The organism is Marixanthomonas ophiurae (assembly GCF_003413745.1).
In the GTDB taxonomy this organism is placed as follows: Bacteria; Bacteroidota; Bacteroidia; order Flavobacteriales; family Flavobacteriaceae; genus Marixanthomonas; species Marixanthomonas ophiurae.
In genome coordinates this window covers 440,232-463,872 of the sequence record NZ_QVID01000002.1, presented here as the reverse complement: position 1 = coordinate 463,872, position 23,641 = coordinate 440,232, and the positions used below count along the sequence as shown (strand labels likewise).

Here is a 23,641-nt window from a genome sequence, read left to right as displayed (position 1 = left end):
TTCTGTAAAACTAAATGAATAATGCCACTTAGGCAATACCTATATTTCTTTTAAATAAAAAAAAAATTGAAAAAAATACGTGTATGCACGTATGGTTTTACGTACAAACAAGTCATATCTTTGGAAGTGTATTAGTGAATATGTAACTGCATTATAATTTTTTGTGGGGATAAAAAATTAGAATCGTTACTATATTAAAATTTACTAAGTTAGGTTTGTTATTAGCGTCCCGCCGAAAGGTCGGGACGCTTTTCTTTTATCTCTATTTTGATTCAGTTTCTCCAGAGAAGTTTTTAAGCCCTTCTTCAAGCCAATATAGATATTCATCTGCATTAGGTGTATAACCAACAGGTTTATTTAATAGATTAAAGTTAGAATCCATTAAAATATAATATGGCTGTGAGTTATTTCTAAAATTAACTGTTTGGAACGTTGCCCACTTATCCCCTATTGTTTTAATCTTTTTTACGCCTCCACTTGGTTTTAAAAAATTAAATTTTTGGTCATCGGGTAGTTCCTTTCTGTCATCAACATATAATGAAATCAAAACATAATCTTCATTTATAGTTTCAAAAATATCTTGACGGCTCCACACTTGTTCCTCCATTTTTCGGCAATTTACACATGCCCAACCCGTAAAATCTATCATAATTGGTTTTCCAGAAGCTTTTGCAACAGCTAGACCTTCGTCTAAATCTTTATAAGCTTCAAGACCCAAAGGTGCTTCTGTATCTTTATCATAAACACTATAAAATAGTGGTGGCGGGAATCCACTTAATAGTTTAAGATTGGCATAACTAGAGTTTGTTAAACCCGGAATTAAGTAAAGCATAAAAGCAAAAGTTACTACGCCAACTAAAATATTACCAATAGCTGGTCTCTTCTTTTTAGGCCCATCATGCGGAAAGCGAATAAAACCAAAAAGATATAATGCCATTCCCAAGGCACACAGTATCCAGATAGCAATAAATATTTCACGTTTTAAAAGTCCCCAATGTTCTACCAAATCAGCATTTGAAAGGAATTTAAATGCTAATCCTAATTCAATAAAGCCTAATACTACTTTAACCGTATTAAGCCATCCTCCACTTTTTGGTAATGAGTTTAACCAATTTGGAAATAACGCAAAAAGTGCAAATGGTAAGGCTAATGCCAGTCCAAAACCTCCCATACCAAAGGTAAGTTGCATTGCGCCTCCGTCACTCGTCAATGAACCTCCTAACAAAGAACCCAAAATAGGTCCTGTACAAGAAAATGAAACAATGGCAAGTGTTAATGCCATAAAAAATATGCCAATAATACCTCCAATACTTGAAGCTTTACTATCCATTTTTGAGCTCCAAGAGTTTGGTAGGGTAATTTCATAAAAACCAAAGAAAGAAAAAGCAAACACCATGAATATCACAAAAAAGATAATATTCAATGTAGTGTTAGTTGATATATTATTAAGTATTTCAGGGTCTAATGAGTCTAGTAAATGAAAAGGTAAACTAAGCAATAAGTAAATTGCAAAAATAAAAAGGCCATATAAAATAGCGTTGACCATTCCTTTTTTCTTGTTTTTAGCCCCTTTTGTAAAAAATGAAACGGTTAACGGAATCATAGGAAAGACACAAGGTGTTAATAAAGCAATTAACCCTCCTACAAATCCTAATAAAAAGATGGTTAGAAAACCTTTTTCAGAACCTTCTTCTTGTTCTGTTCTATATTGGTCTTTGTTACCAATATCAATCGTCAGTGCAGCAGTTTTTTCTAAGTCATCTGCTGTTACTTCGGCCAAATCCTTTTTACTTTTTCCTGAAGCTAAATCAACTTCAAATGTTTTTGTGTCTGGAGGTAAACATTTTTCATCATCACAAACTGAATAGTAAATCTCGACATTCACTTTTAACCCTTCCGAATTAATCACCTTTATTGGTTGGATAAAGGTGGCTTTATTTCCGAAAAATATGACATCGAGGTCAAAAACTGGATCGTGTATTGGGGCTACATCAGGTTCTTGGGTTTCGCCTACCAATGTAAAAGTTTCTGGTGTGTTATTATAAGCAAACTCAGTAGGAATAGGACCTTCAAACTCTTCACCAAATTGTTTTTGACTGTACAAATGCCAGCCTTCTTCTATGGTAGCTGTCATTATCACATTATATAAATCGCCTTTTTCTTGTTGGATTGTTACTTCCCAAGAAACTGGATCTAAAACTTGTGCATTGAGCGTATTAAACAAACAAAAAACTGAAATAAAAAGTAAGAGGAATTTTTTCATTGTAGTATTAATTTTTAACCGTAATTTTCAATATATCTGTTGTTTTTGAAGTTACTTTAAAACGTTCATCAGCCCTGTGACCTATAATCCAAATAATTTCTGAATCACTACACAGTACCCAAAGTTTTTCTTTGGCTACCAAAGATAGCTTTTCATCTTTAAAAAACTTACTTAATTTCTTTTTTCCTTTCATTCCGAAGGGCTGAAATATATCGCCTTTACGCCACTTTCTAAGTTTTAAAGGGTATTGTAGTTTATCTTCATCAACGTAAATCACACTGTTGTCAATATACCCTATTTTATCGATAGGATTAAGCTCCATTTGTAGTGGGGATTCTATTTTTTTTGTGCTTTTTTTTATTAAAATTTCTTGTTTTCTCTCTTTTGAAGTGATTTTTGTCAATAACAACACATTTCTATCTTTTAATAATCTATGTGTACTTGAGAAAACCTGTTTTCCACTTTGTGCTTTTAACAATTCTGAAACAACTGGCCAATCTGTAAATCCAAACGGATGTAATAATTGATACAAAACCGCTTCGGTGTGTGGAAGTTCTTGCAGTTTTTCAATATGAAGCGTGTACCCATCAAAATTTTCAGTAACGGCAAGATTATAAACCAACGCCATATAATCTTCAATTAAATCTTGACTGTCTTTTAAATACTTTTGTGTTTTCTGAATATTCTGTAATACACCCTCCACTGCATTTTTATACTCGGGAATTACATCGTGGCGTAGTTTATTACGTAAATAATCGGTTGAAGTGTTACTACTGTCTTCTCGCCACTTTAATGTATTCTCTTCAGCAAAAGCAACTATTTCAGGTCGAGAAAAGGGTAGTAATGGTCTAATTACTGTTTCATTTATGTCTGGAATTCCAGTCAAGCCCTGCAATCCACTGCCGCGGCTTAGATTGATAAAAAATGTTTCCAAATCGTCATCGGCGTGATGGCCGGTTGCAACATAATCGTACTTAAAGTCTTTTAAAATCTCATTAAACCAATGATAACGCAATTCTCGGGCTGCCATTTGTGTGGAAAACTTATGGTCTTTTGCAAATTCCTTGGTATCAAATGTTTCCGTAAAAATGGGAATGGACAATTTATCGGCCCAGTCTATCACAAAAGTTTCATCCCCATCACTTTCTTTTCCACGCAGGGAAAAATTACAATGCGCCAAGCCAATATTAAATCCTGATTTTTTCAACAAAAAAGAGAGTACAACACTATCTACTCCTCCACTGCAGGCTATAAGTATTTTTTTTTCTTTTAAGAATGAAAAATGAGTGCCAAGATGTTCCTTAAATTTTTGAAGCATATTAGATTGCATTTGTTATAATCCCTAAGACAACTGCAATACCAAAGCTTAGCATGGTACCAATTAAAACATACTCGGTTTTTAGCGTTTCTTCATCCCGATAGCGTAAAATGGATTTTGCTGCAATAAGGAAGCCAACTGCTTCGTATTGGTCAATTACTATAAAGGTTAAGGTTAACAACCGCTCTAGCACCCCGATTACTTTCCCGGCATTGGGAAGCTCATTGTCGCTGGTTACTTCAATTTGGGTGGCGCTAAATACTTCACGAATAAAAATATTTGCCGGTTTTAAGCAAATTAAATACCCCACAATTAAAAATAAGCCTTTGATACTAATTGGCGGCTGCCATAAAGAGTCGATTCCTTGATAAACGGCAAATCCCCAGCAAACAAGACTCAATACGATAATATGAAGTGTCTGGTCTATAAAAAAGGCGTAACGGCCTATTGAATTGTTTCGGCTTATATAGGGCTTGCAACCATCTATAACATAATGCAGCACAGCTATTATTACAGCTCCATAAATAAAACTCAATTGAAATGCCAAGAGCCAAGAGAATACAAAAACAATGAGCACGTGCCAAATTAAGAGACCACTTTTAAAACCCAAGCGATTTTTTTGTTCGGCCATTGTAGACCACTGGAAAAAGTAGTCGGCCAGTAAATGTGCCAAAAATTGAAGTAATAAAAAGGTTGAAAATTCCATAGTGGTTATTTAGAAAGTGTTTTTGAAAAATCCAGTACGGCCGTTTCAATAGCATTCCAGCCAACACTTGTTGAATGCCTATTAACAGCTGATTGGCCAATACCCAATGTTTTCGCTATTTCGTCTTCTTGCTGATTTAGCAATTTTAAATACAACACTTCACTTTGCCTTGCGGTTGCTTTGCTTAGCAAGGTGTCCAATAATTCAAAAACAGGTTTGAACCGATTGTTGAGAGTTTCGTTTTCTGAAACAAAAAACAAGGTGTTTTTAATAACTACCCGTTCTTTATTATGTGTTGACATCCCACTAATTTCACGACCGGACAAATATATAGCCTCTCCATCAATAACCCCTTTTTTAGGATTATACCGGCTTAATGGTCCATACCCTATTGCCAATCGTAATCCGTGGGTTTTAAAGAGGCGGACACGATTTTTGTCTTTTTTATAACTACTCAATTCAATCGGGATTGACTTCACAAAACTTTTAATTGCTAGCGCGACCCGCAAGCCATCCTCAGCTTTCGGAGCTACACATTCTATATAATCTCCTTTTACAATACGACCATATACCTCAAATTCGGCTTCTAGTTTTTTCAATAATTTAGCGAGCTCTTTCTCTACCAAATTACGATCTTTATTATGCAAACTAGTCGATGAGATTATATCTCCAGATAAAACTGAATACATCATTATTACTTCTTTTGGTCAAATATACAAAAATATGCGTATTTAAAAGCATAAAATATATTTATGAGCTTTTAAAGTCATAAATAGTAAATATGGTATTTAAAACACATAAATATACTTTATGAGTATTATCAATTGTTAGGATTCTAAAACTGTTCGCATGGCCTTAGCTTTTAACAGGCATTCTTGGTATTCATTTTCAATAATGGATTTTGTTGTGATAGCACCACCCACTGAAAAACTAACGTATTTTTTTTCTTCGTTGTATAAAATACTTCGAATTACCACATTAAAATCAAAATCTCCAGAAGGTGTAAAGTAACCTACTGCTCCACTGTATAAACCGCGTTTAGCGTCTTCTAATTGCTCAATAATTTTCATCGCTGAAACTTTAGGAGCCCCCGTCATACTGCCCATAGGAAAACTGTTTTTAATAATTTCAACAGGAGAAACCGAGTCTTTTACTTCACAACGAATGGTAGAAATCATTTGATGCACTTGTTCAAACGTATAGATTTTACATAGCTCTTCCACTGTTACTGTTCCCTTTTTCGCAATTCGGGACAGATCGTTTCGCACCAAATCGGTTATCATAATATTTTCGCTGCGTTCTTTTGGGTCGCTCTGCAATTCTTCTATCATTTTTTTATCTTCGGAAGCATTAGACAATCGTTTAGCCGTTCCTTTAATAGGTTGTGAAACGACAACATCACCTGTCTTTTTCAAATATCGTTCTGGAGAGGCAGACAACGCATATAGACCCGTAAATTTTAAAAAGGTAGCGAAGGGTGACAGAGATATTTCGTTTAAATGAAGAAAGGTGGATAAAGGGTCAATTACCGTGTCTTCCGTATAAAACTCTTGACAAAAATTAGCTTCATATATATCGCCGCGTTCTATATGTTTCAGCATAGCGCCTACTTTTTCGAAATAAGCATCTTTGGAGGTCCGTAAGCTAATTTTAACTGAATTATTCGTATTAGAAGTTTCAGAAAGGTCAGTACTCAATATAGTTAGCCAATCGTTTTCCAATTCATCATCTACCATATTTAGATAATGAATCTCTACTTCAGTTTCAGAAAAGAAGAAGATTTTTTTAGGTTGAAAGAATTGTAAATCGGGAAAAGCTAAGCCATCAACATTAGAAGAAGAAAGGTTTTCAACATCATTTTTTAAATCGTACGTTAAATAACCAAAAAGCCAATCTTTGGTGGTGGTTTGGTATTCTTCGAGTTTTTCAAAAGCATTAAAAGAATCGGTTTTAATCGCCGTAAAAGCATCTACAGCCAATATTGCACTATACTTGCTATGACCGTCTTTAAAACTATTACTATCCATCCATGCAACTTCTTCAAACTGTTGTGCCCACAAAAGGATTCGAGGTTTTAATTCGTCTAAAGAGTTTATCGATACTTTTTTAATTTCTCGCATAACAAAATGTTTATAAAAGTAGCAGTATAGCTCCTTTTCAAGAAGAAATACTTTTTAATTTTTCAAAGATATTTAAATTGAAACTTGAAACCACATCAAAAAAACTCTAAAAAAGAAACCAAACACAGTATTTAGTCGTAAATATGATACGATTCAATGATTTTTATACGAATTTACCTACAAATCAATGAGTTGTGTTTATTTTTTTTATTAGTATTGTTAACAGATAACCCAAATCTATTACTTATGAGCAAAATTACATGTACCAAATTGGTAATTTTGGTTCTATGCATATCCCCCTACCTGCATGCACAGGTTGGTATAGGAACAACTACACCAAAAAGCTTGCTGGACATCAAAGCTTCCAGCCAATCTACACCTAACAACTATGATGGTATTTTAATACCACAATTTGATGCTTTTCCAGCTACAAACCCTGGAGCAGATCAAGATGGTATGTTAGCATTTTTAAATAATGCCATTGGCACAGACGACAAAGGTTTTTATTATTGGGATGATGATCAAACAAAATGGATCAATATCGGTGCCGAAGAATGGAAAGCTGGAACTAACCCAAGTGGAGACAACTTAATATTTGCCACGCGAGCAAAACTAACCGGTACAGACATGGTCATAACCGACGATGGCCGTATTGGTTTTGGCACAGATGACCCTGTGGAACGTTTTGAGTTTAGAGGTCCTGGTGATAATGATTTTCAAATTACCAGTGCTAATGAAAACCCACCAAACTACATTTTATACAATACTGGCGGAACACTTGAAACCCCTGGTCCTCTAAAAGCCAATGGAGAAATAGGTTCTTTTGTAGTAAAAACACATGATGGTAACCAAATACGTGAAAATGGAGGTTTTCGGTACTATATGGATGGAGTCGCTACTCCCGGTAGTGTACCTTCACGGTTTGTGATAAGCACAGTGCCAGAAGGAAGTGTGGGTCAAATAGAACGTATTGTAGTTAGAAATACAGGAAATGTAGGTTTAACCGAAGAAGACCCAACTGCTACCTTGCACATACGGGCTGGTAAAGCTGCCGCTGGTTCTGCTCCTTTAAAACTGACCGAAGGAACTAATTTAACCACCGCTGAAAAAGGAGCCATAGAATATGATGGTACTGACTTATATTTTACACCAGATACTTCGAGACAAGTAATCATGAAAGGTTATAAAGCTACAGTTAATATTGATTTATCAAACATAAATACATTAAGTACTATCGAAGAAACAGTTACTGTTCCAGGTGCTAAAGTAGGAAATTCTTGTTCTTGTGCACCTGACACAAGTATTGAAGGTAATTTAATTTGGAGTTGCTACGTAAGTGCTATAGATACAGTTACAATTAGAGTTTTAAACTCTTCAACAACTTTAATGGTAGATCCAGTTGCTAATGATTGGAAAGTTACAGTTACAGATTAATTATAAGTTTCCCCCGCATAAAAAAGCCCTTTGAAGTTTCAAAGGGCTTTGATTTATATTAAAATTTGTTTTTAACTATGTATTGGTCTATTTTCAGTCGCTGCTAATGCAGCTTCTTTAACAGCCTCAGCATAGGTTGGGTGCGCATGGCTCATACGTGCAATATCTTCTGCACTAGCTCTAAATTCCATCGCTGTTACAGCTTCTGCAATTAAATCGGCAGCACGGGCTCCTACTATATGGACTCCTAAAACCTCATCGGTTTCTTTATCGGCTAAGATTTTTACAAATCCGTCGGTATCACCACTAGCACGGCTTCTTCCCAAAGCACGCATTGGAAACTGACCACTTTTATAATCAACTTTATCTTCTTTTAATTGCTCTTCTGTTTTTCCTACAGAAGCAACTTCTGGCCAGGTGTAAACTACACCAGGAATAAGATTGTAATCTATATGTGGTTTTTGTCCGGCTAAGGTTTCAGCAACCAATACACCTTCCTCTTCTGCCTTATGCGCTAACATAGCACCACGAACTACATCCCCAATAGCGTAAATATTTTTTACATTGGTTTGTAAGTGTTCGTTTACTTCAATTTGTCCTTTTTCATTTACTTTCACACCTGCTTTGTCAGTTTTTAATCCATCGGTAAACGGTCTTCTTCCTACTGAAACTAAGCAGTAATCACCTGTAAACGTTACTTCTTTGTCTTTTTTATCAGTCGCCGTAATGGTAACTTCATCTTTCTTTCTTTCAACCGCGGAAACTTTATGTGACACATAAAACTTCACGCCTTGTTTTTTCATCACCTTGGTAAGTTCTTTACTTTGCGCTTTATCCATCGTTGGGATAATACGATCCATATATTCTACTACGGAAACCTCTGCACCTAAACGACGATATACTTGGCCTAACTCTAAACCAATAACACCACCGCCAATAACAACCATATGCTTCGGAATTTCCTTTAAAGTTAATGCTTCAGTTGAAGTTATAATGCGTTCCTTATCCAATTCGATAAAAGGAAGTGTCGCTGGTTTACTTCCTGTTGCGATAATGGTGTTTTTTGCTTCAATGGTTTTGTCTCCATCTTCAGAAGAAACAACGATATGTGTTTCATCTTTAAAAGAACCTACACCGGTAAGTACATCAATTTTGTTTTTGTTCATCAAGAAATCAATCCCCTTCGTAGTTTGTTCCACTACAGAAGCTTTACGATCGATCATTTTTTTGAAGTTGATTTTTACATCACCAGGAATCTCAATTCCGTGGTCTTCAAAATGTTTTATTGCTTCTTCATAATGGTGTGAAGAATCTAACAATGCTTTACTCGGGATACAGCCTACATTAAGACATGTACCTCCAAGAGTATTATATTTTTCAATGATTGCGGTTTTCATCCCTAGTTGTGCGCAACGAATTGCTGCAACATATCCTCCGGGACCAGAACCGATAACGGCAACATCATAGGTGCTCATAAGGTGTGTTTTTGGTTTAAAACCGCAAAGTTACAATGTAATTTAACAATGGGCAATTTTGAAATGTAAAGGATTGTTAATTTATTACTGTAAACTTAGCTGTGTTGTATTCTTCACTTCACTAATACTAAACGAACTCTGTGTACTCCCTATGTGTTTAATAGTGGTAAGCTTGTTTACCATAAATGATCGAAATTGCTTAATGTCCTTCACTACCACTTTCAATAAGTAATCATAGTCCCCACTTACATGAAAACATTCCAAAACCTCATCCAGACTCGTGACTTCTTCTTCAAATTTGGTTAAGTAATCTTGGGCATGCTGTACCAGTTTTATATGACAAAAAACCGTAAATCCTTTGTTTACTTTTTCTTTATCCAATATGGATACATATTTAGTGATTATACCTTCACGTTCTAATTTTTTTATACGTTCATAAACTGCTGTAACTGATAAATTTAACTGTAAAGAAAGTTGTTTATTAGTTTGTTTTGCATCTTCTTGAAGCAACTGCAATAAGGCTTTGTCTATTGTGTCTAAATTCATTTCTGAAAATTTTTCTGAAACATACTGAATTTTACAGATATTTCAGTAATAATACCTACAAAATACCACTTAAATAGATTTATATTCTAAATATTTACACTGCCATTGATAAATAGTCTAATAACAGCTATTTTTGAATGAATTGAAATAAAACAATAAACTTAAAATATATTCTAATGGCCGATTCTAAAGATTTTAACCCAGCAGACAGCATACAAGATCTTCAATATTTTGGAGAGTTTGGGGGTGTAAACCCATCTATTTCAGACTCTTCAACCTACACATTCCTTTCAGCAAAAACCATGTTCGATACCTTTGAAGGTAATGCAGAAGGATGCTACCTATACTCGCGTCACTCTTCTCCTTCTAATTTATATCTAGGAGAAGCGCTTGCCGCTATGGAAGGTACCGAAACGGCAAATGTTGCCGCAACCGGAATGGGCGCTATCGTACCAACCATCATGCAATTGTGCTGTGCTGGCGATCATGTAGTCTCTAGCCGAACCATTTATGGAGGGACCTACGCTTACCTAAAAAACTTTGCTCCCCGCTTAAACATCAATACTTCTTTTGTGGATATTACGGATATTGATAAAGTTGAAGCAGCGATTACCGAAAACACAAAAGTAATTTTTTGTGAAACCGTAAGTAATCCGTTGTTAGAAGTAGCCGATATTGCTGAACTTTCTAAACTCGCTAAAAAACACGGTATAAAACTATTGGTAGATAACACCTTCTCTCCTCTTTCGGTTTCTCCTGCAAAGTTTGGAGCCGATGTAGTGCTACATAGTTTAACAAAATTCATAAATGGAAGTAGCGACACTATGGGTGGTGTTATGTGCGGAACACAAGAGTTTATCAATGAACTTAGAAGCGTAAATGACGGCGCCAGTATGCTTATGGGAGCATCGATGGACAGTATGCGCGCAGCTTCTATCCTTAAAAATATGCGTACGTTGCATATTCGAGTGAAGCAACACAGTAGAAATGCAATGTATTTAGCAGAAAAATTCCAAGAGGATGGGTTGAAAACGGTGTATCCTGGTTTAGCTTCACACCCAAGTCACGAAAAATTCAAAAAAATGATGAATGCTGAATATGGGTATGGCGGTATGTTGACCGTTGATGTTGGAAGCTTAGATAAAGCCAATGAATTGATGGAACTCATGCAAGAACGAAACTTAGGGTATTTGGCTGTAAGCTTAGGCTTTTATAAAACGTTGTTTAGTGCTCCGGGTACGTCAACATCTTCAGAAATTTCTGTGGAAGAACAAGCCGAGATGGGTCTTACCGATGGGTTGATACGTTTTTCTATTGGGTTAGATAACAATATAGAACGCACCTATGATATGATGCGAGCATGCATGGTTAAGGTTGGAGTTTTATAAATTGGAGCCTATTTTTATTATAAAAGCGGTCGTGAAATAATATTCGCGTCCGCTTTTTCATTTGCATACCATTTTACAAAATCGTAACATTACATCTAATTTAAACACCTCATATGGAAGGCCAAAACCAAAGTCCTGAAAACGAAAACGTTATAGAAAACAAGAATCTAAACATTTGGGAAGCTTTAATTCCCGTTTTTGCTTTAATAGGAATGCTGGCCTATAATGTCTATGTATATGGGGACGATGCGTTAAGCGGAAGTAATCAATTTATTTTATTAATGGGAGCTGCTGTAGCTGCCATTGTAGGATCGTACAATAAAGTAGATTACAAAATGATGATAGAGGAAGTTGCTAAAAATATAAAATCCACTTCCGGAGCTATTCTCATATTATTAATGGTTGGTTCTTTAGCTGGTACTTGGCTTTTAAGCGGTATTATACCCACCATGATTTATTACGGATTACAAGTATTAAATCCTACTATTTTCCTAGCAGCTTGTGTTGTTATCTGTGCAATAATTTCGGTAGCTACAGGAAGTAGTTGGACAACCTCAGCGACTGTCGGTATTGCTTTAATAGGAATCGCCGAAGCCCTTGGTATTTCTTTAGGAATGACTGCTGGTGCTGTACTTTCTGGTGCCTATTTTGGAGATAAACTCTCACCCTTAAGTGATACAACAAACCTAGCTCCAGCTATGGCGGGTACTGATTTGTTTACTCATATTAGGTATATGACATTAACCACGATACCAACCATTATAATTACCATATTAGTTTTTGTAGTAATAGGGTTTACATTAGATACAGAAGGCGTAGCAGATACCGCATCTATATTATCTTCGATTGAAGCGTCGTTCACTGTAAGTCCGTGGCTTTTTCTTGTACCTGTTTTAGTTATTGGAATGATAATTAAAAAAACACCTCCTTTAATCGCTTTATTAATAGGTACTTTATTAGGAGGTCTATTTGCTTTAATTTTTCAACCTGATGTAGTTGCCGCTATAGGTGGGTCTGATAACTTAACTTTTATGAGTGGCTATAAAGGAGTTATGAATGCTATAACAGTAGATATCGCTATTCCTACAAATAGTGAGGTATTAAACGATTTGTTCTCAGCTGGAGGAATGTACGGAATGCTTGGTACAATCTGGTTAATTATATGTGCTATGGTTTTTGGCGGTATAATGGAAGCGATTGGTGCTTTAGCTGCTATAAGTAGAGCTTTATTAAACTTATTTCACACCACATTTGGTTTATTTGCGAGTACCGTTTTTACTTGTTTAGGTTTAAACTTTACAGCAAGTGATCAATACTTGGCTATTGTAGTACCCGGAAAAATGTATGCACAAGCCTATAAAGACAAAGGGTTAGCTCCTGAGAACTTATCTAGAACTTTAGAAGATAGTGGTACCGTGACTTCTGTTTTAATCCCTTGGAACACATGTGGAGCATATCACAGCGGCGTATTAGGTGTACCCGTAGTAGATTATCTTTTCTTTGCGGTTTTCAACTGGTTAAGTCCGTTTATGACGCTGTTTTTTGCCGCTTTCCGTATCAAAATTAAAATGCTCAATGAAGCTAAAGCTGCTTAAAACTTATACTTCACAAGTATTATAATGTTTTTTCTATAATTACAATCATGAACTATTTGTTTTATCTATACTTAGATAGAATTTTACGTTTTCATTTAGAAAATCACGCGGTTATTTCTCCTATTTTTGCTCTTGAAATAAAACAATAACCTTAAAAATAAAATTATATGTCATTAGTAGGAAAACAATTTCCAAATATTACAGTAGATGCTATGAACGAGATGGGCGACACCCTTCAAATTAACGTTCTAGAAGAAGCTAAAAAGAATAATAAAAAAGTAATCTTATTCTGGTACCCTAAAGACTTTACTTATGTGTGCCCTACTGAAATTCACAAATTTCAAGAGGCTTTAAAGCAGTTTGAAGATAAAAACACAATGGTAATTGGTGCTTCTTGCGATACTCCTGAAGTTCACTTTGCGTGGTTAAACACACCAAGAGACAACGGAGGTATTGAAGGTGTTACTTACCCACTATTGGCCGATACAAACCGCAACCTTTCTAGCGCATTAGGCATTCTTGATATTGAAGGAGAATCGTATGACGAAGAACAAGATTTAGTTACTCTTAAAGGTTCTAACGTAACCTATCGTGCAACATACCTTATTGATGAAGAAGGTAAAATATTTCACGAAAGTGTAAACGATATGCCATTAGGTCGTAACGTAAACGAATACCTAAGATTAGTTGATGCATATACACACGTTCAAGAAAAAGGGGAAGTATGCCCAGCTAACTGGGAAGAAGGTAAAGAAGGTATGATTGCTACCCGTGATGGTGTTGCTACGTACCTACAAAACTAAACAGTATGTTAGTAGAGCTTAAAGAAGATAGTTTAAAACAACTGGTTGAAGAAGAGCAAAATGTGGTTGTACAGTACGCTGCATCTTGGTGTGGTAACTGTAGATTGATGAAACCGAAATTTAAAAAGCTTTCTAATGAAGTAGAAAATTTTAAATTCGTAATTGTTGATGCAGAAAAATTCCCAGAAAGCCGCCAAATGGCTACCGTGGATAACTTGCCAACTTTTGCAACCTTCAAAGACGGAAAATTTGTTAATCAGGTTCAAACCAACAAGTTTGATCCATTAAAAGAATTAGTAGATGAAGTTGCCAGTAATTAAACACTTACAACGCAATAACTCTACAGCACAAATAGAAAACTGCATTGAAGTTTTAGAGTCTTTTAGCGAATACAATCGTATTAGTGACGAAGAGCTAAATGTCGTGGGTGAATTAATCACCAATCTTTGTGGTGCTTTAGAAGTTAGTAAAATGATCGAAGACGGAATGCCGGAACGTGATGCAGCTAATGCTTTTTCAAAGAAAGTTATTGGCTCTATAGACCGGTAGCACGTAAGGAATAATATTTTTAAAATCCCCCTTCATAATAATTGTTGGGGGATTTTTATTTCCAGAAAAGAGTCAAATGTTTATGATTACTTTTAGAAATATCAACAAAAGGATTATGTAACTTTATATTTCATATAAAAAAGACAAAAATGGCACATATTACATTAGGCGGAAATAAAATTGAAACTTCAGGGAAGCTACCTCAAAAAGGTGACAAAGTCCCTAATTTTAAACTGACGGCACAAGACATGTCAACCAAGACCCTTGAAGATTATAAAGGCAAACGCATTGTTTTAAATATTTTTCCGAGTATAGACACTAATGTGTGTGCTACCTCTGTTAGAAAGTTTAATGAAAAAGCAACGGGTTTAAAAAACACCGAAGTATTGTGTATTTCACGCGATCTTCCCTTTGCTCAAAAACGTTTTGTAAGTGATGAAGATATTAGTAACGTAACTAACCTTTCAGACTTTAAAACTGGAAACTTCGGGAAAGAATATGGACTAGAGATGATTAGCGGTGCTTTAGAAGGACTTCATTCAAGAGCTGTAATTGTTTTAGATGAAGAAGGTACTGTAATTCACTCACAACAAGTACCTGAAATTGGTGAAGAGCCCGATTATCTATCAGCATTAAAGCCATTATTATAATAATATGTGGAATTCCTTTCTTGGTAAACGCCTTAAAGGTTGTGGCTACGCAGCCAAAGGTGCTTGGATGTTACTCAAGAATGAGCATAGCATACAAATGCAGGCTTTTATAGGGGTTATAATGACTATTGCTGGTTTTTATTTTAATATTTCTACAACCGAATGGATGCTCCAAGTATTTGCCATTGCATTAGTGATGAGCATTGAAGGATTAAATACTGCAGCTGAAGAAATTGCCGATTTTGTTCATCCTGATTTTCATAATAAAATAGGACTTATAAAAGATGTAGCCGCTGGAGCAGTTTTCTTTGCTGCAATTGGGGCGATTATAATAGGATGTATTATTTACATTCCAAAATTTTAACCAATAGTCTATAAGTCAGATAATTACTACATTGCAATACTGTTTTCATTTAATTAATTTGGGTATCTTTAATACGACCAAATAATTTAAAAATGAAACATGCACCTACCACTATATGTGTTTTTCTTTTATCGTTTCAGTTAAGTGAAGAGTTTTATATTGATTTGAAAATTTGTAAAACCATTGATAAAACACTTAGTTTTTAAATGATGAAAAAACTTCTAAAGCTAGCAAATATTGCTTTTTACTTTTTAATGCTACTTGTGTTTTTTGCAATTGGTTTATACGTTGCTGGTTTATTAGAAGCAGGTAAAAATCAGGGATTAGCAGGTGGTGCTATTGTTTTAGGCTATGGTGCCTTATTTGGAGGAATTGCTTTTATTTTTTCCTTTTTTATTGCGTACCATATAAAGCATAAGCTTATAGTTCGCTTTAATTGGCTGCTTCTTTTATTGCTTGTAATCACTTATGGTATTACACATTATCGTTATTTAGAACGCCAAAACAAGCAAGAAGAGAAACCTGATTTCAAAGAAATACCGCCTACGGAAGCGAAAACAGAACCCACAGCTTTGCTAGAACTTCGTGACAGCATGAAGCCTATTAATTCCGATGAAAAAGAAATGGGCATTGGTTTTTTTATACCTAATTTTCATGAACATCGAACACTTTACTTTTATGGAGCAGTGAACCTTGAAAAAGGTCTTACAGAACACATACCACAAGACAGTATTGTTTTTACTCTAGATAAACATAAAAACTTTACGACAACGTATGCTCCTCCTTGGTTGCTGCCTGCTCAACTCAAATTAGATTATGGTATTATCCATTTTAAAGCTTTGGGCATTGGTCATGAATTTGTCAAGATAGAAACCAATGCTCAAGACAACCGCATAGCATACCTCGATAAAAACAAAGGAACTTTAGTTGGATGGCCAGAATACATTTTATCCATGAATAGCGTTGAGTTTATTACGAAAAATAACCAAAAAGTTCATGTCAAGCCTCTGGACTATGCAGGTGAAGTAAACGCTGACTTTGACTTAATAACACCACTGTTTGTAGAAGGAGATTGGTTATATGGCGTCCTATTATCTGATAATAGAACAGAAAACGGAAAAGGTTGGGTCCGTTGGCGAAAAGACGGAAAGCTTTTAATTACATATTCTCTATTTAGTTAATTTTCCACACTTTACTTTCTCTAAAATACCACTGCATTTTCAATAATTTTATGTAGTTTGTGACGTTCTATATTGTATTTTTGCCCAAAAGACAACCCAATCCTCCATGGCGAGAAAGAAGAAAAAAGCAACCAAAAAAACCAAGACGCCGCGTAAAAAGATCTCTTTTGCCCTTTCTAAACAGCAAAAGATTGTTTTGGGTGGTTTTTTATTTTTCTTAGGATTAGCCCTAATTCTTTCTTTCTTCTCATATTTCTTTACATGGCAAGCAGACCAAAGTGAAGTTGGCATCATTGCCGAACGTGAGCTAGAAACACAAAACTGGCTCAGTAAATTTGGCACCAATGTCGGACACTTTTTTGTGTACGAAGGTTTTGGTATCGCAGCTTTTATACTTGCCTTTTTAATTACACTAACAGGAATTTATTATTTTTTCGATTATACAAAAACACAATTAAAACGATTCTGGTTTTGGGGAGTATTGGTGATGATATGGATTGCTGTATTTTTCGGTTTTTTTACGGAAACCAATAGTTTACTTAGCGGAGTCATTGGTTATGAACTTAACGACCTATCCCAAGATTATTTAGGCCTTACTGGAACTATTTTGGCAATGGTTTTTTTAGCAATCGTTTATCTTGTAATCAGATTAAATATAACGCCTGATCGGGTTGCTGCAGCTTTCAGAAAGACTAAAAAAGAACTGAAGAGTGATTTCTCTGAAGGTACTTCGGAAGAAAAGCCCTCACAAACGGATTATGAAAAATCGGTAGTCGATACTGTTACTACAGAAGAAACGGCAACTGTTGCAACAGATATTTCCGACTTGCCTACCGATGAGGCAGGAGATAAAGAAATAGAGCCCGAGCTAAAAACTACCCCAAAAGCCGATTCAGAGAATGATGTTACCATGGAAGTGGAAGAGGCCGTTGAGGAGGAGGAAGTTGAAGATGATCTTAGCAACAAATTGGTTGAAGATTTTGGCGAGTTTGATCCTACCTTGGAACTCAGCAACTACAAATTCCCTACTATTGAATTACTAAAAGATTATACTGGTGGAAAAGGAATTACCATTAATCAAGAAGAGCTAGAAGAAAACAAAAACCGCATTGTAGAAACCCTCAACAACTACAAAATTGGGATTTCAAATATTAAAGCAACGGTTGGTCCTACGGTAACATTATATGAAATTGTACCAGAGGCAGGAATCCGGATTTCAAAAATTAAAAATTTGGAAGACGATATTGCATTATCGCTTTCAGCTTTAGGTATTCGAATTATCGCCCCTATTCCAGGCCGTGGAACTATTGGTATTGAAGTGCCAAACAAAGATGCCCGTATTGTATCGATGCGTTCAGTGATTGCTTCGCCTAAATTTCAAAAAGCTGAAATGGAATTACCGCTTGCTATGGGTAAAACCATTAGCAACGAAACCTTTGTGGTCGATCTGGCAAAAATGCCCCACTTATTGATGGCAGGCGCTACCGGGCAAGGTAAATCGGTTGGATTGAATGCTATCCTTACTTCTTTATTATACAAAAAACATCCTGCGGAAGTAAAATTTGTACTCGTCGATCCTAAAAAGGTAGAATTAACGCTATTCAATAAAATTGAACGTCACTATTTAGCAAAACTACCTGATAGCGAAGAAGCTATTATTACGGATACCAATAAGGTAATTAACACGCTTAATTCGCTTTGTATTGAAATGGATGACCGTTACGATTTATTAAAGGAAGCCTATTGCCGAAATATTAAAGAGTACAATGTCAAATTTAAAAAGAGAAAACTAAATCCGAACGATGGTCACCGTTTCCTTCCATATATTATCTTGGTAATCGATGAATTTGCCGATTTAATCATGACCGCCGGAAAAGAAGTGGAAACACCCATTGCCCGTTTGGCACAATTGGCACGTGCCATTGGCATCCATTTAATTGTGGCTACCCAACGTCCTTCGGTTAACGTAATTACGGGAATTATTAAAGCCAACTTCCCGGCACGTATGGCTTTTAGGGTAACCAGTAAGATTGATTCCCGTACAATTTTGGACAATTCTGGAGCCGATCAATTAATTGGTCGAGGTGATATGTTATACACGCAGGGTAATGACCTGACAAGGCTACAATGTGCTTTTGTTGATACGCCCGAAATAGCGGATATTACAGAGTATATTGGTTCACAAAAAGCATATCCCGATGCCTATAATTTACCGGAATACGAAAGTGAGGAAGGTGGCACAACTCTTGATGATATTATCGACGAACGAGACAAGTTATTTCCGCAAGCTGCCGAAGTATTAGTTATTGCCCAGCAAGGCTCCGCTTCGTTATTACAACGAAAGTTAAAATTAGGATATAATCGGGCTGGAAGAATTATTGACCAACTGGAAGCAGCAGGAATAGTAGGACCGTTTGAAGGTAGTAAAGCCAGACAAGTATTAGTACCAACATTAGAAGCACTTAAACAACATTTAGATAATGAAAACAACGATGCATAAATTGAAAACAGTAACTTTTATAGTTTTAGCATGTATATCAGTAAGCTTTTTACAGGCTCAAGAAGCTAAAAATTTGTTGAACGAAGTTTCAACAAAAGCAAAAAGCTATGATAATATTAAAATTGACTTCAAGTATAACTTGAACAACACAAAAGAAAATGTAAGTCAAGATACCCGTGGCGATGTTACTATTTCAGGAGAAAAATATGTACTGAATATGTTGGGGACTACCAGTATGTTTGATGGTACAAAGATATACACCATTGTTCCTGAAGATGAAGAGGTAACTATTTCAAATTATAATCCCAAAAACGATAAGCAGATTACTCCTTCAAAAATGCTTACGTTTTATGAAAACGGATATCGTTATAAAATGGATGTTACGCAAAACGTAAAAGGTCGTAAAATTCAGTTTGTAAAGTTGATACCTATTGATTCAAATGCTGAAATTAAAGATATTTTACTTGGTATAGATGTACAAACTAAACACATTTATAAGTTAATACAGACCGATGCTAATGGTACTACCTACACCTTAACGGTTAATTCGTTTAAAACTGATCAGCCACTTTCCAAAACATTGTTCAGTTTTGATGAATCAAAATATGAATCTGACGGGTACTATATTAATAGGCTTGATTAATTACAACCTTCTTTGATTAAGCACAATCACAATCATCTTTATTATGTTATTTTTGTAGCCAAATGAAGATATTAGACAGATACATTTTAACCACCTATTTGAAAACGTTCTTGAGCGTTTTCATTATTTTAATGTTCATTTTTGTACTGCAAACCATTTGGTTATACATTTCAGAACTAGCAGGTAAAGATCTTGATGTCTGGATTGTGCTAAAATTTCTTTGGTATGTTTCTCCTCGATTAATCCCATTAGTATTACCACTCACCGTTTTAGTGACGTCGTTAATGGTTTTTGGAAGCTTTGCTGAAAAATATGAATTTGCTGCCATGAAATCTACTGGAATCTCACTACAGAGATCCATGCGAGCGCTTATGGTGTTTATAGCCATGCTATCGATAACTGCTTTTTTCTTTGCTAATAATGTTATTCCTTATTCAGAATATAAATGGCAAAATTTACGTCGAAACATAGCGCAAACAAAACCTTCTATGGTAGTAACAGAAGGGCAATTTAACCAAATTGACAACTTCAATATAAAAGTTGCAAAGAAAAGTGGTGATCAAGATCAATTTTTAGATAACGTTGTTATTCACAAAAAAAATAATGATAAACCTAACGGAAATTATACAGTTATCATTGCCGATACTGGTGAGCTAGCCAGTGAAGAAGGCAGTAATACCCTTTCCTTGATCTTAAATGATGGTAATTATTATGAAGATGTACAGGTTAAAGACATAAAAGACCAAAAAAGAGAGCCTTTTGCAAAAAGTGAATTTAAAGAATATACTATAAATATTGATCTTACCGAACTAAACAATGCAGATTTTGACAAAGACAACAACTACAATAATGAAAATATGTACACCACTGGCGAATTGGTCGTGGAGCTCGATTCGTTATCTGGAAGTTATAATGCCGATGTGAAGTCTTTTTCAAATAACATGTATTTTAGAAGTGGTATTTCAAAGTTTGGTACCCATCACACATCGTTAGACCGAAAAGAAATAGATACTGATACCATCAACACTATTTTAGACATTTTTAATACATCCGAAAAAGTACGTATTTTAGATCTTGCTATCAATAATTCTCGGGGAACTATACAATCTGTAGAGGCAAAAAAAAGGGACTTTTTCGTAAAATCTAAACGACTCAATAAATTTGAGATAGCTTTTCACGAAAAGTATGTGTTAGGCGTAGCTTGTATTATTCTCTTTTTCGTTGGCGCCCCCTTAGGTGCCATTATTAGAAAAGGAGGAATGGGTTTGCCTATGGTAGTTGCTGTGCTTCTATTTTTAACATATCACTTTATAGGTATTTTTGCAAAAAATAGTGCTGAAGATGGCACAATGCACCCGTTTATAGCTACATGGCTAAGTACAGCCATTATGTTTCCGTTGAGTATCTGGCTTACCTATAGAGCCACGACCGATCAAGGTATTGTTGATATTGATTCGTTTCTACAGCGAATTGGCAAACTATTTAAAAAGAAAGAAGAAAAAGAAGGTTAAGTTATTTCTTATATATCAAAACTGTCTTTCCATAAAACTTCTTTCAATTAACTCGTATTACGTATCTTTGCACCCATAATTAAATGCTATGATTCCTACGGAAAAAGAAACCACTATTCAGCTGAATACTATTCAAGAAGCCATTGAAGATATTAAAAATGGTAAGGTTGTAATCGTTGTTGACGATGAAAATCGTGAAAATGAAGGCGATTTTATTGCTGCAGCTGAAATGGTAACTCCTGAAATGATCAACTTTATGGCTACTCACGGTCGAGGGCTCATCTGCGCCCCCTTAACTGAAGAACGCTGCAACGAATTAAGCTTAAATATGATGGTGGAAAACAATACTGTTTTACATCATACCCAATTTACCGTTTCTGTTGATTTAATTGGTCACGGTTGCACTACTGGAATTTCAGTACACGATAGAGCTAAAACCATACAATCCTTAGTAAATAAAGACACAAAACCTAATGACTTAGGAAGACCAGGACATATTTTTCCTTTGCGTGCAAAAGAAGGCGGTGTTTTAAGAAGAACTGGACATACCGAAGCTGCCATTGATTTAGCACGATTGGCTGGTTTAGACCCAGCAGGTATTTTGGTTGAAATCTTGAATGAAGATGGAACCATGGCCAGACTTCCACAATTGGTGGATGTTGCACAAAAATTTGACCTTAAATTGATTTCTATTGAAGATTTGGTTGCCTACCGAATGGAGCACGATTCTTTAATTGAAAAAAAGGAAGATTTTGATATTAACACCAAGTTTGGAAAATATCGATTACGAGCGTATAAACAAACAACCAACGATCAAGTTCACATTGCGCTTACCAAAGGAAATTGGAAAGAAAATGAACCTGTTCCTGTGCGTGTAAATGCCACTTTGGTAAACAGTGATATATTAGCAGCTTTAACCAACAATGCAGAAAAAAAATTAGATGATATGTTTAATGTCATCAATAATGAAGAGAAAGGTGCTATTGTATTTATAAATCAGCAAAGTCAATCGCTTAATCTTTTAAACCGTTTAAAGGAGTTGAAAGATAACCAAAGTGATGATGCTATTTCAAAAGCATCTCGTATTAAAATGGATAACAAAGATTTTGGTATTGGCGCCCAAATCTTACACGATTTAGGCATTCATAAATTACGCTTAATCTCTAACAGCGAGCAAACGAAACGTGTTGGAATGATTGGTTATGGATTAGAGATTATTGAGTATGTGAATTACTAAAGCACCGATTGTATCGCTTTTTTCATAGCTTCTGCCCTATTTTTAACTTCAGCTTCTGTCCATCCAATTTTTATTAAAGAAGAAACGGTACGGCTCATCCATGCGTCACTTTTTGAGAAATCAGTATCGTTTAAATCTTGAATCTGATTTTTTATTTCAGAAGAAAGAGGTGCTAATGATTTCAAATCACGAAGGTGTTCCCACCCGCTAATATAATGCCAATTATTGGTGTACCAGTAAAAGCAAGCCTCTACTCCACTTTCGGATAATGCTTTGTGCACTTTTTTCGCTTTTTCTTCTGAAGGTAAAAAGAAGTTTAAAAACGAGTAATTCTCTTCTCCTCCTTCCGGAACGCGCCTAAAGGATACTCCCTTAATTGATTCTAAAACATCTCGAATAATAGTGTAATTCTTTTTTTGAGTTTCAAGAATGGAACCTAATTTATCAAGTTGGGCAATACCCACGGCGGCATTTAATTCAGAAATACGAAAGTTATACCCTAAGTGTGGATGCGTTTCTGCTCCGCGATCTGTCCCATCGTGATTGTGGCCATGATCTTGATATTGATCGGCATTCACAGCATATTTCTCAGAATTTGTAATAACAGCACCACCTTCTCCACAGGTAATGGTTTTTACAAAATCGAATGAGAAACAACCTAAATCGCCGTAACTACCTAAAGGCTTCCCTTCAAAAGTTCCCCCAATAGCTTGACAAGCGTCTTCTAACAGCAGTAAGTTGTGTTTATTACATATTTCTTTCAAGGCCTTTAAATCTGCCATAGAGCCACACATATGCACTGGCATAATGCATTTTGTTTTTGGTGTAATGGCAGCTTCAACAGCTTTTGGATCCAATGTTAATGTATCGTCAATATCTACTAATACTGGAACAGCCCCTAACATCATTATTGATTCAAAACTAGCAACAAACGTAAATGTTGGCATAATTACTTCATCTCCCGCTCCTACTCCGGCTGAAGCTAATGCTACGGTTAAAGCAGAGGTTCCACTAGAAACTAATTGACAATGGGCGCTTTGCATACGATGTGCAAAAGCGGTTTCAAACTGCTTCGCTTTCCAATGACCATTCCGCATTCCATCAAAACCGTAGCGCATTAATACACCACTCTCCAATACATCATTTACTTGTTTGCGCTCTTCGGCTCCAAATACTTCAAATCCAGGCATAGTTTATTTTTTATGTTACAAGCAAAGGTAGGATTTGACTCTTGAAGTTGCAATAATAAAAAGGGATTGTATCTAGTAACTTTTCATTTTTACTTCATAAAAAAAACTTTACCATTTTATTAGTAATAAACTCGCATATTCCTATTAATTTTAGCAACTTTTTTAACC

The 23,641-nt window shown here is 35.5% G+C and carries 21 protein-coding genes; 13 read left to right on the top strand and 8 right to left on the bottom strand.

Going from position 1 to position 23,641, the window contains the following annotated elements; all coding sequences use genetic code 11:
* Positions 1 to 262 precede the first annotated feature (262 nt).
* The 5 genes from DZ858_RS12250 to DZ858_RS12230 all read right to left on the bottom strand — a co-directional run bounded on the left by DZ858_RS12250 (position 263) and on the right by DZ858_RS12230 (position 6,407).
* A complete protein-coding gene (locus tag DZ858_RS12250) occupies positions 263 to 2,263 on the bottom strand; it encodes a protein-disulfide reductase DsbD family protein (protein WP_117159955.1) in 2,001 nt (666 codons plus the stop codon).
* Between the two features lie 7 nt (positions 2,264 to 2,270).
* The gene (tilS, locus tag DZ858_RS12245; protein ID WP_117160433.1) at positions 2,271 to 3,581 is read right to left on the bottom strand and encodes a tRNA lysidine(34) synthetase TilS; all 1,311 of its coding nucleotides are present in this window, start codon (positions 3,579 to 3,581) and stop codon (positions 2,271 to 2,273) included.
* A 1-nt stretch (position 3,582) separates the two neighbouring features.
* Entirely contained in the window at positions 3,583 to 4,287 is a 705-nt protein-coding gene (locus tag DZ858_RS12240; RefSeq protein ID WP_117159954.1) for a DUF3307 domain-containing protein, read from the bottom strand.
* 5 nt (positions 4,288 to 4,292) lie between these two features.
* Complete coding sequence (locus tag DZ858_RS12235; RefSeq protein WP_117159953.1) at positions 4,293 to 4,979, bottom strand: helix-turn-helix transcriptional regulator; 687 nt, start codon at positions 4,977 to 4,979, stop codon at positions 4,293 to 4,295.
* A 135-nt stretch (positions 4,980 to 5,114) separates the two neighbouring features.
* Positions 5,115 to 6,407, bottom strand: a complete 1,293-nt coding sequence (locus DZ858_RS12230) for an anthranilate synthase component I family protein (protein ID WP_117159952.1) — start codon at positions 6,405 to 6,407, stop codon at positions 5,115 to 5,117.
* A 246-nt stretch (positions 6,408 to 6,653) separates the two neighbouring features.
* Between DZ858_RS12230 and DZ858_RS12225 the strand changes: the two genes are divergently transcribed.
* Positions 6,654 to 7,841 carry a hypothetical protein gene (locus DZ858_RS12225; protein ID WP_147309601.1) on the top strand — a complete coding sequence of 396 codons (1,188 nt, stop codon included), beginning with the start codon at positions 6,654 to 6,656 and terminating at the stop codon, positions 7,839 to 7,841.
* Between the two features lie 71 nt (positions 7,842 to 7,912).
* On the opposite strand, the gene lpdA is transcribed toward DZ858_RS12225, so the two are convergent.
* Together lpdA and DZ858_RS12215 are read right to left on the bottom strand one after the other, a co-directional pair.
* On the bottom strand, positions 7,913 to 9,316 hold the full coding sequence (gene lpdA / locus DZ858_RS12220) for a dihydrolipoyl dehydrogenase (protein ID WP_117159950.1): 1,404 nt from the start codon (positions 9,314 to 9,316) through the stop codon (positions 7,913 to 7,915).
* An 84-nt stretch (positions 9,317 to 9,400) separates the two neighbouring features.
* Positions 9,401 to 9,862: an Lrp/AsnC family transcriptional regulator gene (locus tag DZ858_RS12215; protein WP_117159949.1), complete on the bottom strand. Its 462-nt coding sequence runs from the start codon at positions 9,860 to 9,862 to the stop codon at positions 9,401 to 9,403.
* 176 nt (positions 9,863 to 10,038) lie between these two features.
* Between DZ858_RS12215 and DZ858_RS12210 the strand changes: the two genes are divergently transcribed.
* The 12 genes from DZ858_RS12210 to ribB all read left to right on the top strand — a co-directional run bounded on the left by DZ858_RS12210 (position 10,039) and on the right by ribB (position 22,283).
* On the top strand, positions 10,039 to 11,250 hold the full coding sequence (locus DZ858_RS12210; protein ID WP_117159948.1) for an aminotransferase class I/II-fold pyridoxal phosphate-dependent enzyme: 1,212 nt from the start codon (positions 10,039 to 10,041) through the stop codon (positions 11,248 to 11,250).
* 113 nt (positions 11,251 to 11,363) lie between these two features.
* The gene (gene nhaC / locus DZ858_RS12205; protein WP_117159947.1) at positions 11,364 to 12,845 is read left to right on the top strand and encodes a Na+/H+ antiporter NhaC; all 1,482 of its coding nucleotides are present in this window, start codon (positions 11,364 to 11,366) and stop codon (positions 12,843 to 12,845) included.
* Between the two features lie 167 nt (positions 12,846 to 13,012).
* Positions 13,013 to 13,648, top strand: a complete 636-nt coding sequence (locus tag DZ858_RS12200; RefSeq protein ID WP_117159946.1) for a peroxiredoxin — start codon at positions 13,013 to 13,015, stop codon at positions 13,646 to 13,648.
* A 5-nt stretch (positions 13,649 to 13,653) separates the two neighbouring features.
* Positions 13,654 to 13,968, top strand: coding sequence for a thioredoxin family protein (locus DZ858_RS12195; protein WP_117159945.1), 315 nt, complete (start codon positions 13,654 to 13,656; stop codon positions 13,966 to 13,968).
* The gene (locus DZ858_RS12190) at positions 13,949 to 14,197 is read left to right on the top strand and encodes a DUF6952 family protein (RefSeq protein WP_117159944.1); all 249 of its coding nucleotides are present in this window, start codon (positions 13,949 to 13,951) and stop codon (positions 14,195 to 14,197) included. The genes DZ858_RS12195 and DZ858_RS12190 overlap by 20 nt, the downstream gene beginning before the upstream one ends.
* Before the next feature lie 149 nt (positions 14,198 to 14,346).
* A complete protein-coding gene (gene tpx / locus DZ858_RS12185; RefSeq protein ID WP_117159943.1) occupies positions 14,347 to 14,847 on the top strand; it encodes a thiol peroxidase in 501 nt (166 codons plus the stop codon).
* Positions 14,848 to 14,851: 4 nt separating this feature from the next.
* Positions 14,852 to 15,211, top strand: coding sequence for a diacylglycerol kinase family protein (locus DZ858_RS12180; RefSeq protein ID WP_117159942.1), 360 nt, complete (start codon positions 14,852 to 14,854; stop codon positions 15,209 to 15,211).
* 206 nt (positions 15,212 to 15,417) lie between these two features.
* Positions 15,418 to 16,392: a hypothetical protein gene (locus DZ858_RS12175; RefSeq protein WP_117159941.1), complete on the top strand. Its 975-nt coding sequence runs from the start codon at positions 15,418 to 15,420 to the stop codon at positions 16,390 to 16,392.
* Between the two features lie 106 nt (positions 16,393 to 16,498).
* Positions 16,499 to 18,892, top strand: coding sequence for an FtsK/SpoIIIE family DNA translocase (locus DZ858_RS12170; RefSeq protein WP_117159940.1), 2,394 nt, complete (start codon positions 16,499 to 16,501; stop codon positions 18,890 to 18,892).
* Positions 18,873 to 19,535, top strand: a complete 663-nt coding sequence (locus tag DZ858_RS12165; protein ID WP_239990781.1) for a LolA family protein — start codon at positions 18,873 to 18,875, stop codon at positions 19,533 to 19,535. Before DZ858_RS12170 ends, DZ858_RS12165 begins: the two co-directional genes overlap by 20 nt.
* A gap of 62 nt (positions 19,536 to 19,597) precedes the next feature.
* Positions 19,598 to 21,046 carry an LptF/LptG family permease gene (locus DZ858_RS12160; RefSeq protein ID WP_117159939.1) on the top strand — a complete coding sequence of 483 codons (1,449 nt, stop codon included), beginning with the start codon at positions 19,598 to 19,600 and terminating at the stop codon, positions 21,044 to 21,046.
* Positions 21,047 to 21,134: 88 nt separating this feature from the next.
* The gene (gene ribB / locus DZ858_RS12155) at positions 21,135 to 22,283 is read left to right on the top strand and encodes a 3,4-dihydroxy-2-butanone-4-phosphate synthase (RefSeq protein WP_117159938.1); all 1,149 of its coding nucleotides are present in this window, start codon (positions 21,135 to 21,137) and stop codon (positions 22,281 to 22,283) included.
* Here ribB and DZ858_RS12150 read toward each other — a convergent pair.
* On the bottom strand, positions 22,280 to 23,473 hold the full coding sequence (locus DZ858_RS12150; RefSeq protein ID WP_117159937.1) for a DegT/DnrJ/EryC1/StrS family aminotransferase: 1,194 nt from the start codon (positions 23,471 to 23,473) through the stop codon (positions 22,280 to 22,282). The two genes, ribB and DZ858_RS12150, sit on opposite strands and share 4 nt — an antisense overlap.
* Positions 23,474 to 23,641 lie beyond the last annotated feature (168 nt).

What these genes read in the sequence shown, in the direction of transcription:
- DZ858_RS12250 (WP_117159955.1), bottom strand. Translation starts at nt 2,263, where the DNA reads ATGAAAAAATTCCTCTTACTTTTTATTTCAGTTTTTTGTTTGTTTAAT.
- tilS (WP_117160433.1), bottom strand. Translation starts at nt 3,581, where the DNA reads ATGCTTCAAAAATTTAAGGAACATCTTGGCACTCATTTTTCATTCTTA.
- DZ858_RS12240 (WP_117159954.1), bottom strand. Translation starts at nt 4,287, where the DNA reads ATGGAATTTTCAACCTTTTTATTACTTCAATTTTTGGCACATTTACTG.
- DZ858_RS12235 (WP_117159953.1), bottom strand. Translation starts at nt 4,979, where the DNA reads ATGATGTATTCAGTTTTATCTGGAGATATAATCTCATCGACTAGTTTG.
- DZ858_RS12230 (WP_117159952.1), bottom strand. Translation starts at nt 6,407, where the DNA reads ATGCGAGAAATTAAAAAAGTATCGATAAACTCTTTAGACGAATTAAAA.
- DZ858_RS12225 (WP_147309601.1), top strand. Translation starts at nt 6,654, where the DNA reads ATGAGCAAAATTACATGTACCAAATTGGTAATTTTGGTTCTATGCATA.
- lpdA (WP_117159950.1), bottom strand. Translation starts at nt 9,316, where the DNA reads ATGAGCACCTATGATGTTGCCGTTATCGGTTCTGGTCCCGGAGGATAT.
- DZ858_RS12215 (WP_117159949.1), bottom strand. Translation starts at nt 9,862, where the DNA reads ATGAATTTAGACACAATAGACAAAGCCTTATTGCAGTTGCTTCAAGAA.
- DZ858_RS12210 (WP_117159948.1), top strand. Translation starts at nt 10,039, where the DNA reads ATGGCCGATTCTAAAGATTTTAACCCAGCAGACAGCATACAAGATCTT.
- nhaC (WP_117159947.1), top strand. Translation starts at nt 11,364, where the DNA reads ATGGAAGGCCAAAACCAAAGTCCTGAAAACGAAAACGTTATAGAAAAC.
- DZ858_RS12200 (WP_117159946.1), top strand. Translation starts at nt 13,013, where the DNA reads ATGTCATTAGTAGGAAAACAATTTCCAAATATTACAGTAGATGCTATG.
- DZ858_RS12195 (WP_117159945.1), top strand. Translation starts at nt 13,654, where the DNA reads ATGTTAGTAGAGCTTAAAGAAGATAGTTTAAAACAACTGGTTGAAGAA.
- DZ858_RS12190 (WP_117159944.1), top strand. Translation starts at nt 13,949, where the DNA reads ATGAAGTTGCCAGTAATTAAACACTTACAACGCAATAACTCTACAGCA.
- tpx (WP_117159943.1), top strand. Translation starts at nt 14,347, where the DNA reads ATGGCACATATTACATTAGGCGGAAATAAAATTGAAACTTCAGGGAAG.
- DZ858_RS12180 (WP_117159942.1), top strand. Translation starts at nt 14,852, where the DNA reads ATGTGGAATTCCTTTCTTGGTAAACGCCTTAAAGGTTGTGGCTACGCA.
- DZ858_RS12175 (WP_117159941.1), top strand. Translation starts at nt 15,418, where the DNA reads ATGATGAAAAAACTTCTAAAGCTAGCAAATATTGCTTTTTACTTTTTA.
- DZ858_RS12170 (WP_117159940.1), top strand. Translation starts at nt 16,499, where the DNA reads ATGGCGAGAAAGAAGAAAAAAGCAACCAAAAAAACCAAGACGCCGCGT.
- DZ858_RS12165 (WP_239990781.1), top strand. Translation starts at nt 18,873, where the DNA reads ATGAAAACAACGATGCATAAATTGAAAACAGTAACTTTTATAGTTTTA.
- DZ858_RS12160 (WP_117159939.1), top strand. Translation starts at nt 19,598, where the DNA reads ATGAAGATATTAGACAGATACATTTTAACCACCTATTTGAAAACGTTC.
- ribB (WP_117159938.1), top strand. Translation starts at nt 21,135, where the DNA reads ATGATTCCTACGGAAAAAGAAACCACTATTCAGCTGAATACTATTCAA.
- DZ858_RS12150 (WP_117159937.1), bottom strand. Translation starts at nt 23,473, where the DNA reads ATGCCTGGATTTGAAGTATTTGGAGCCGAAGAGCGCAAACAAGTAAAT.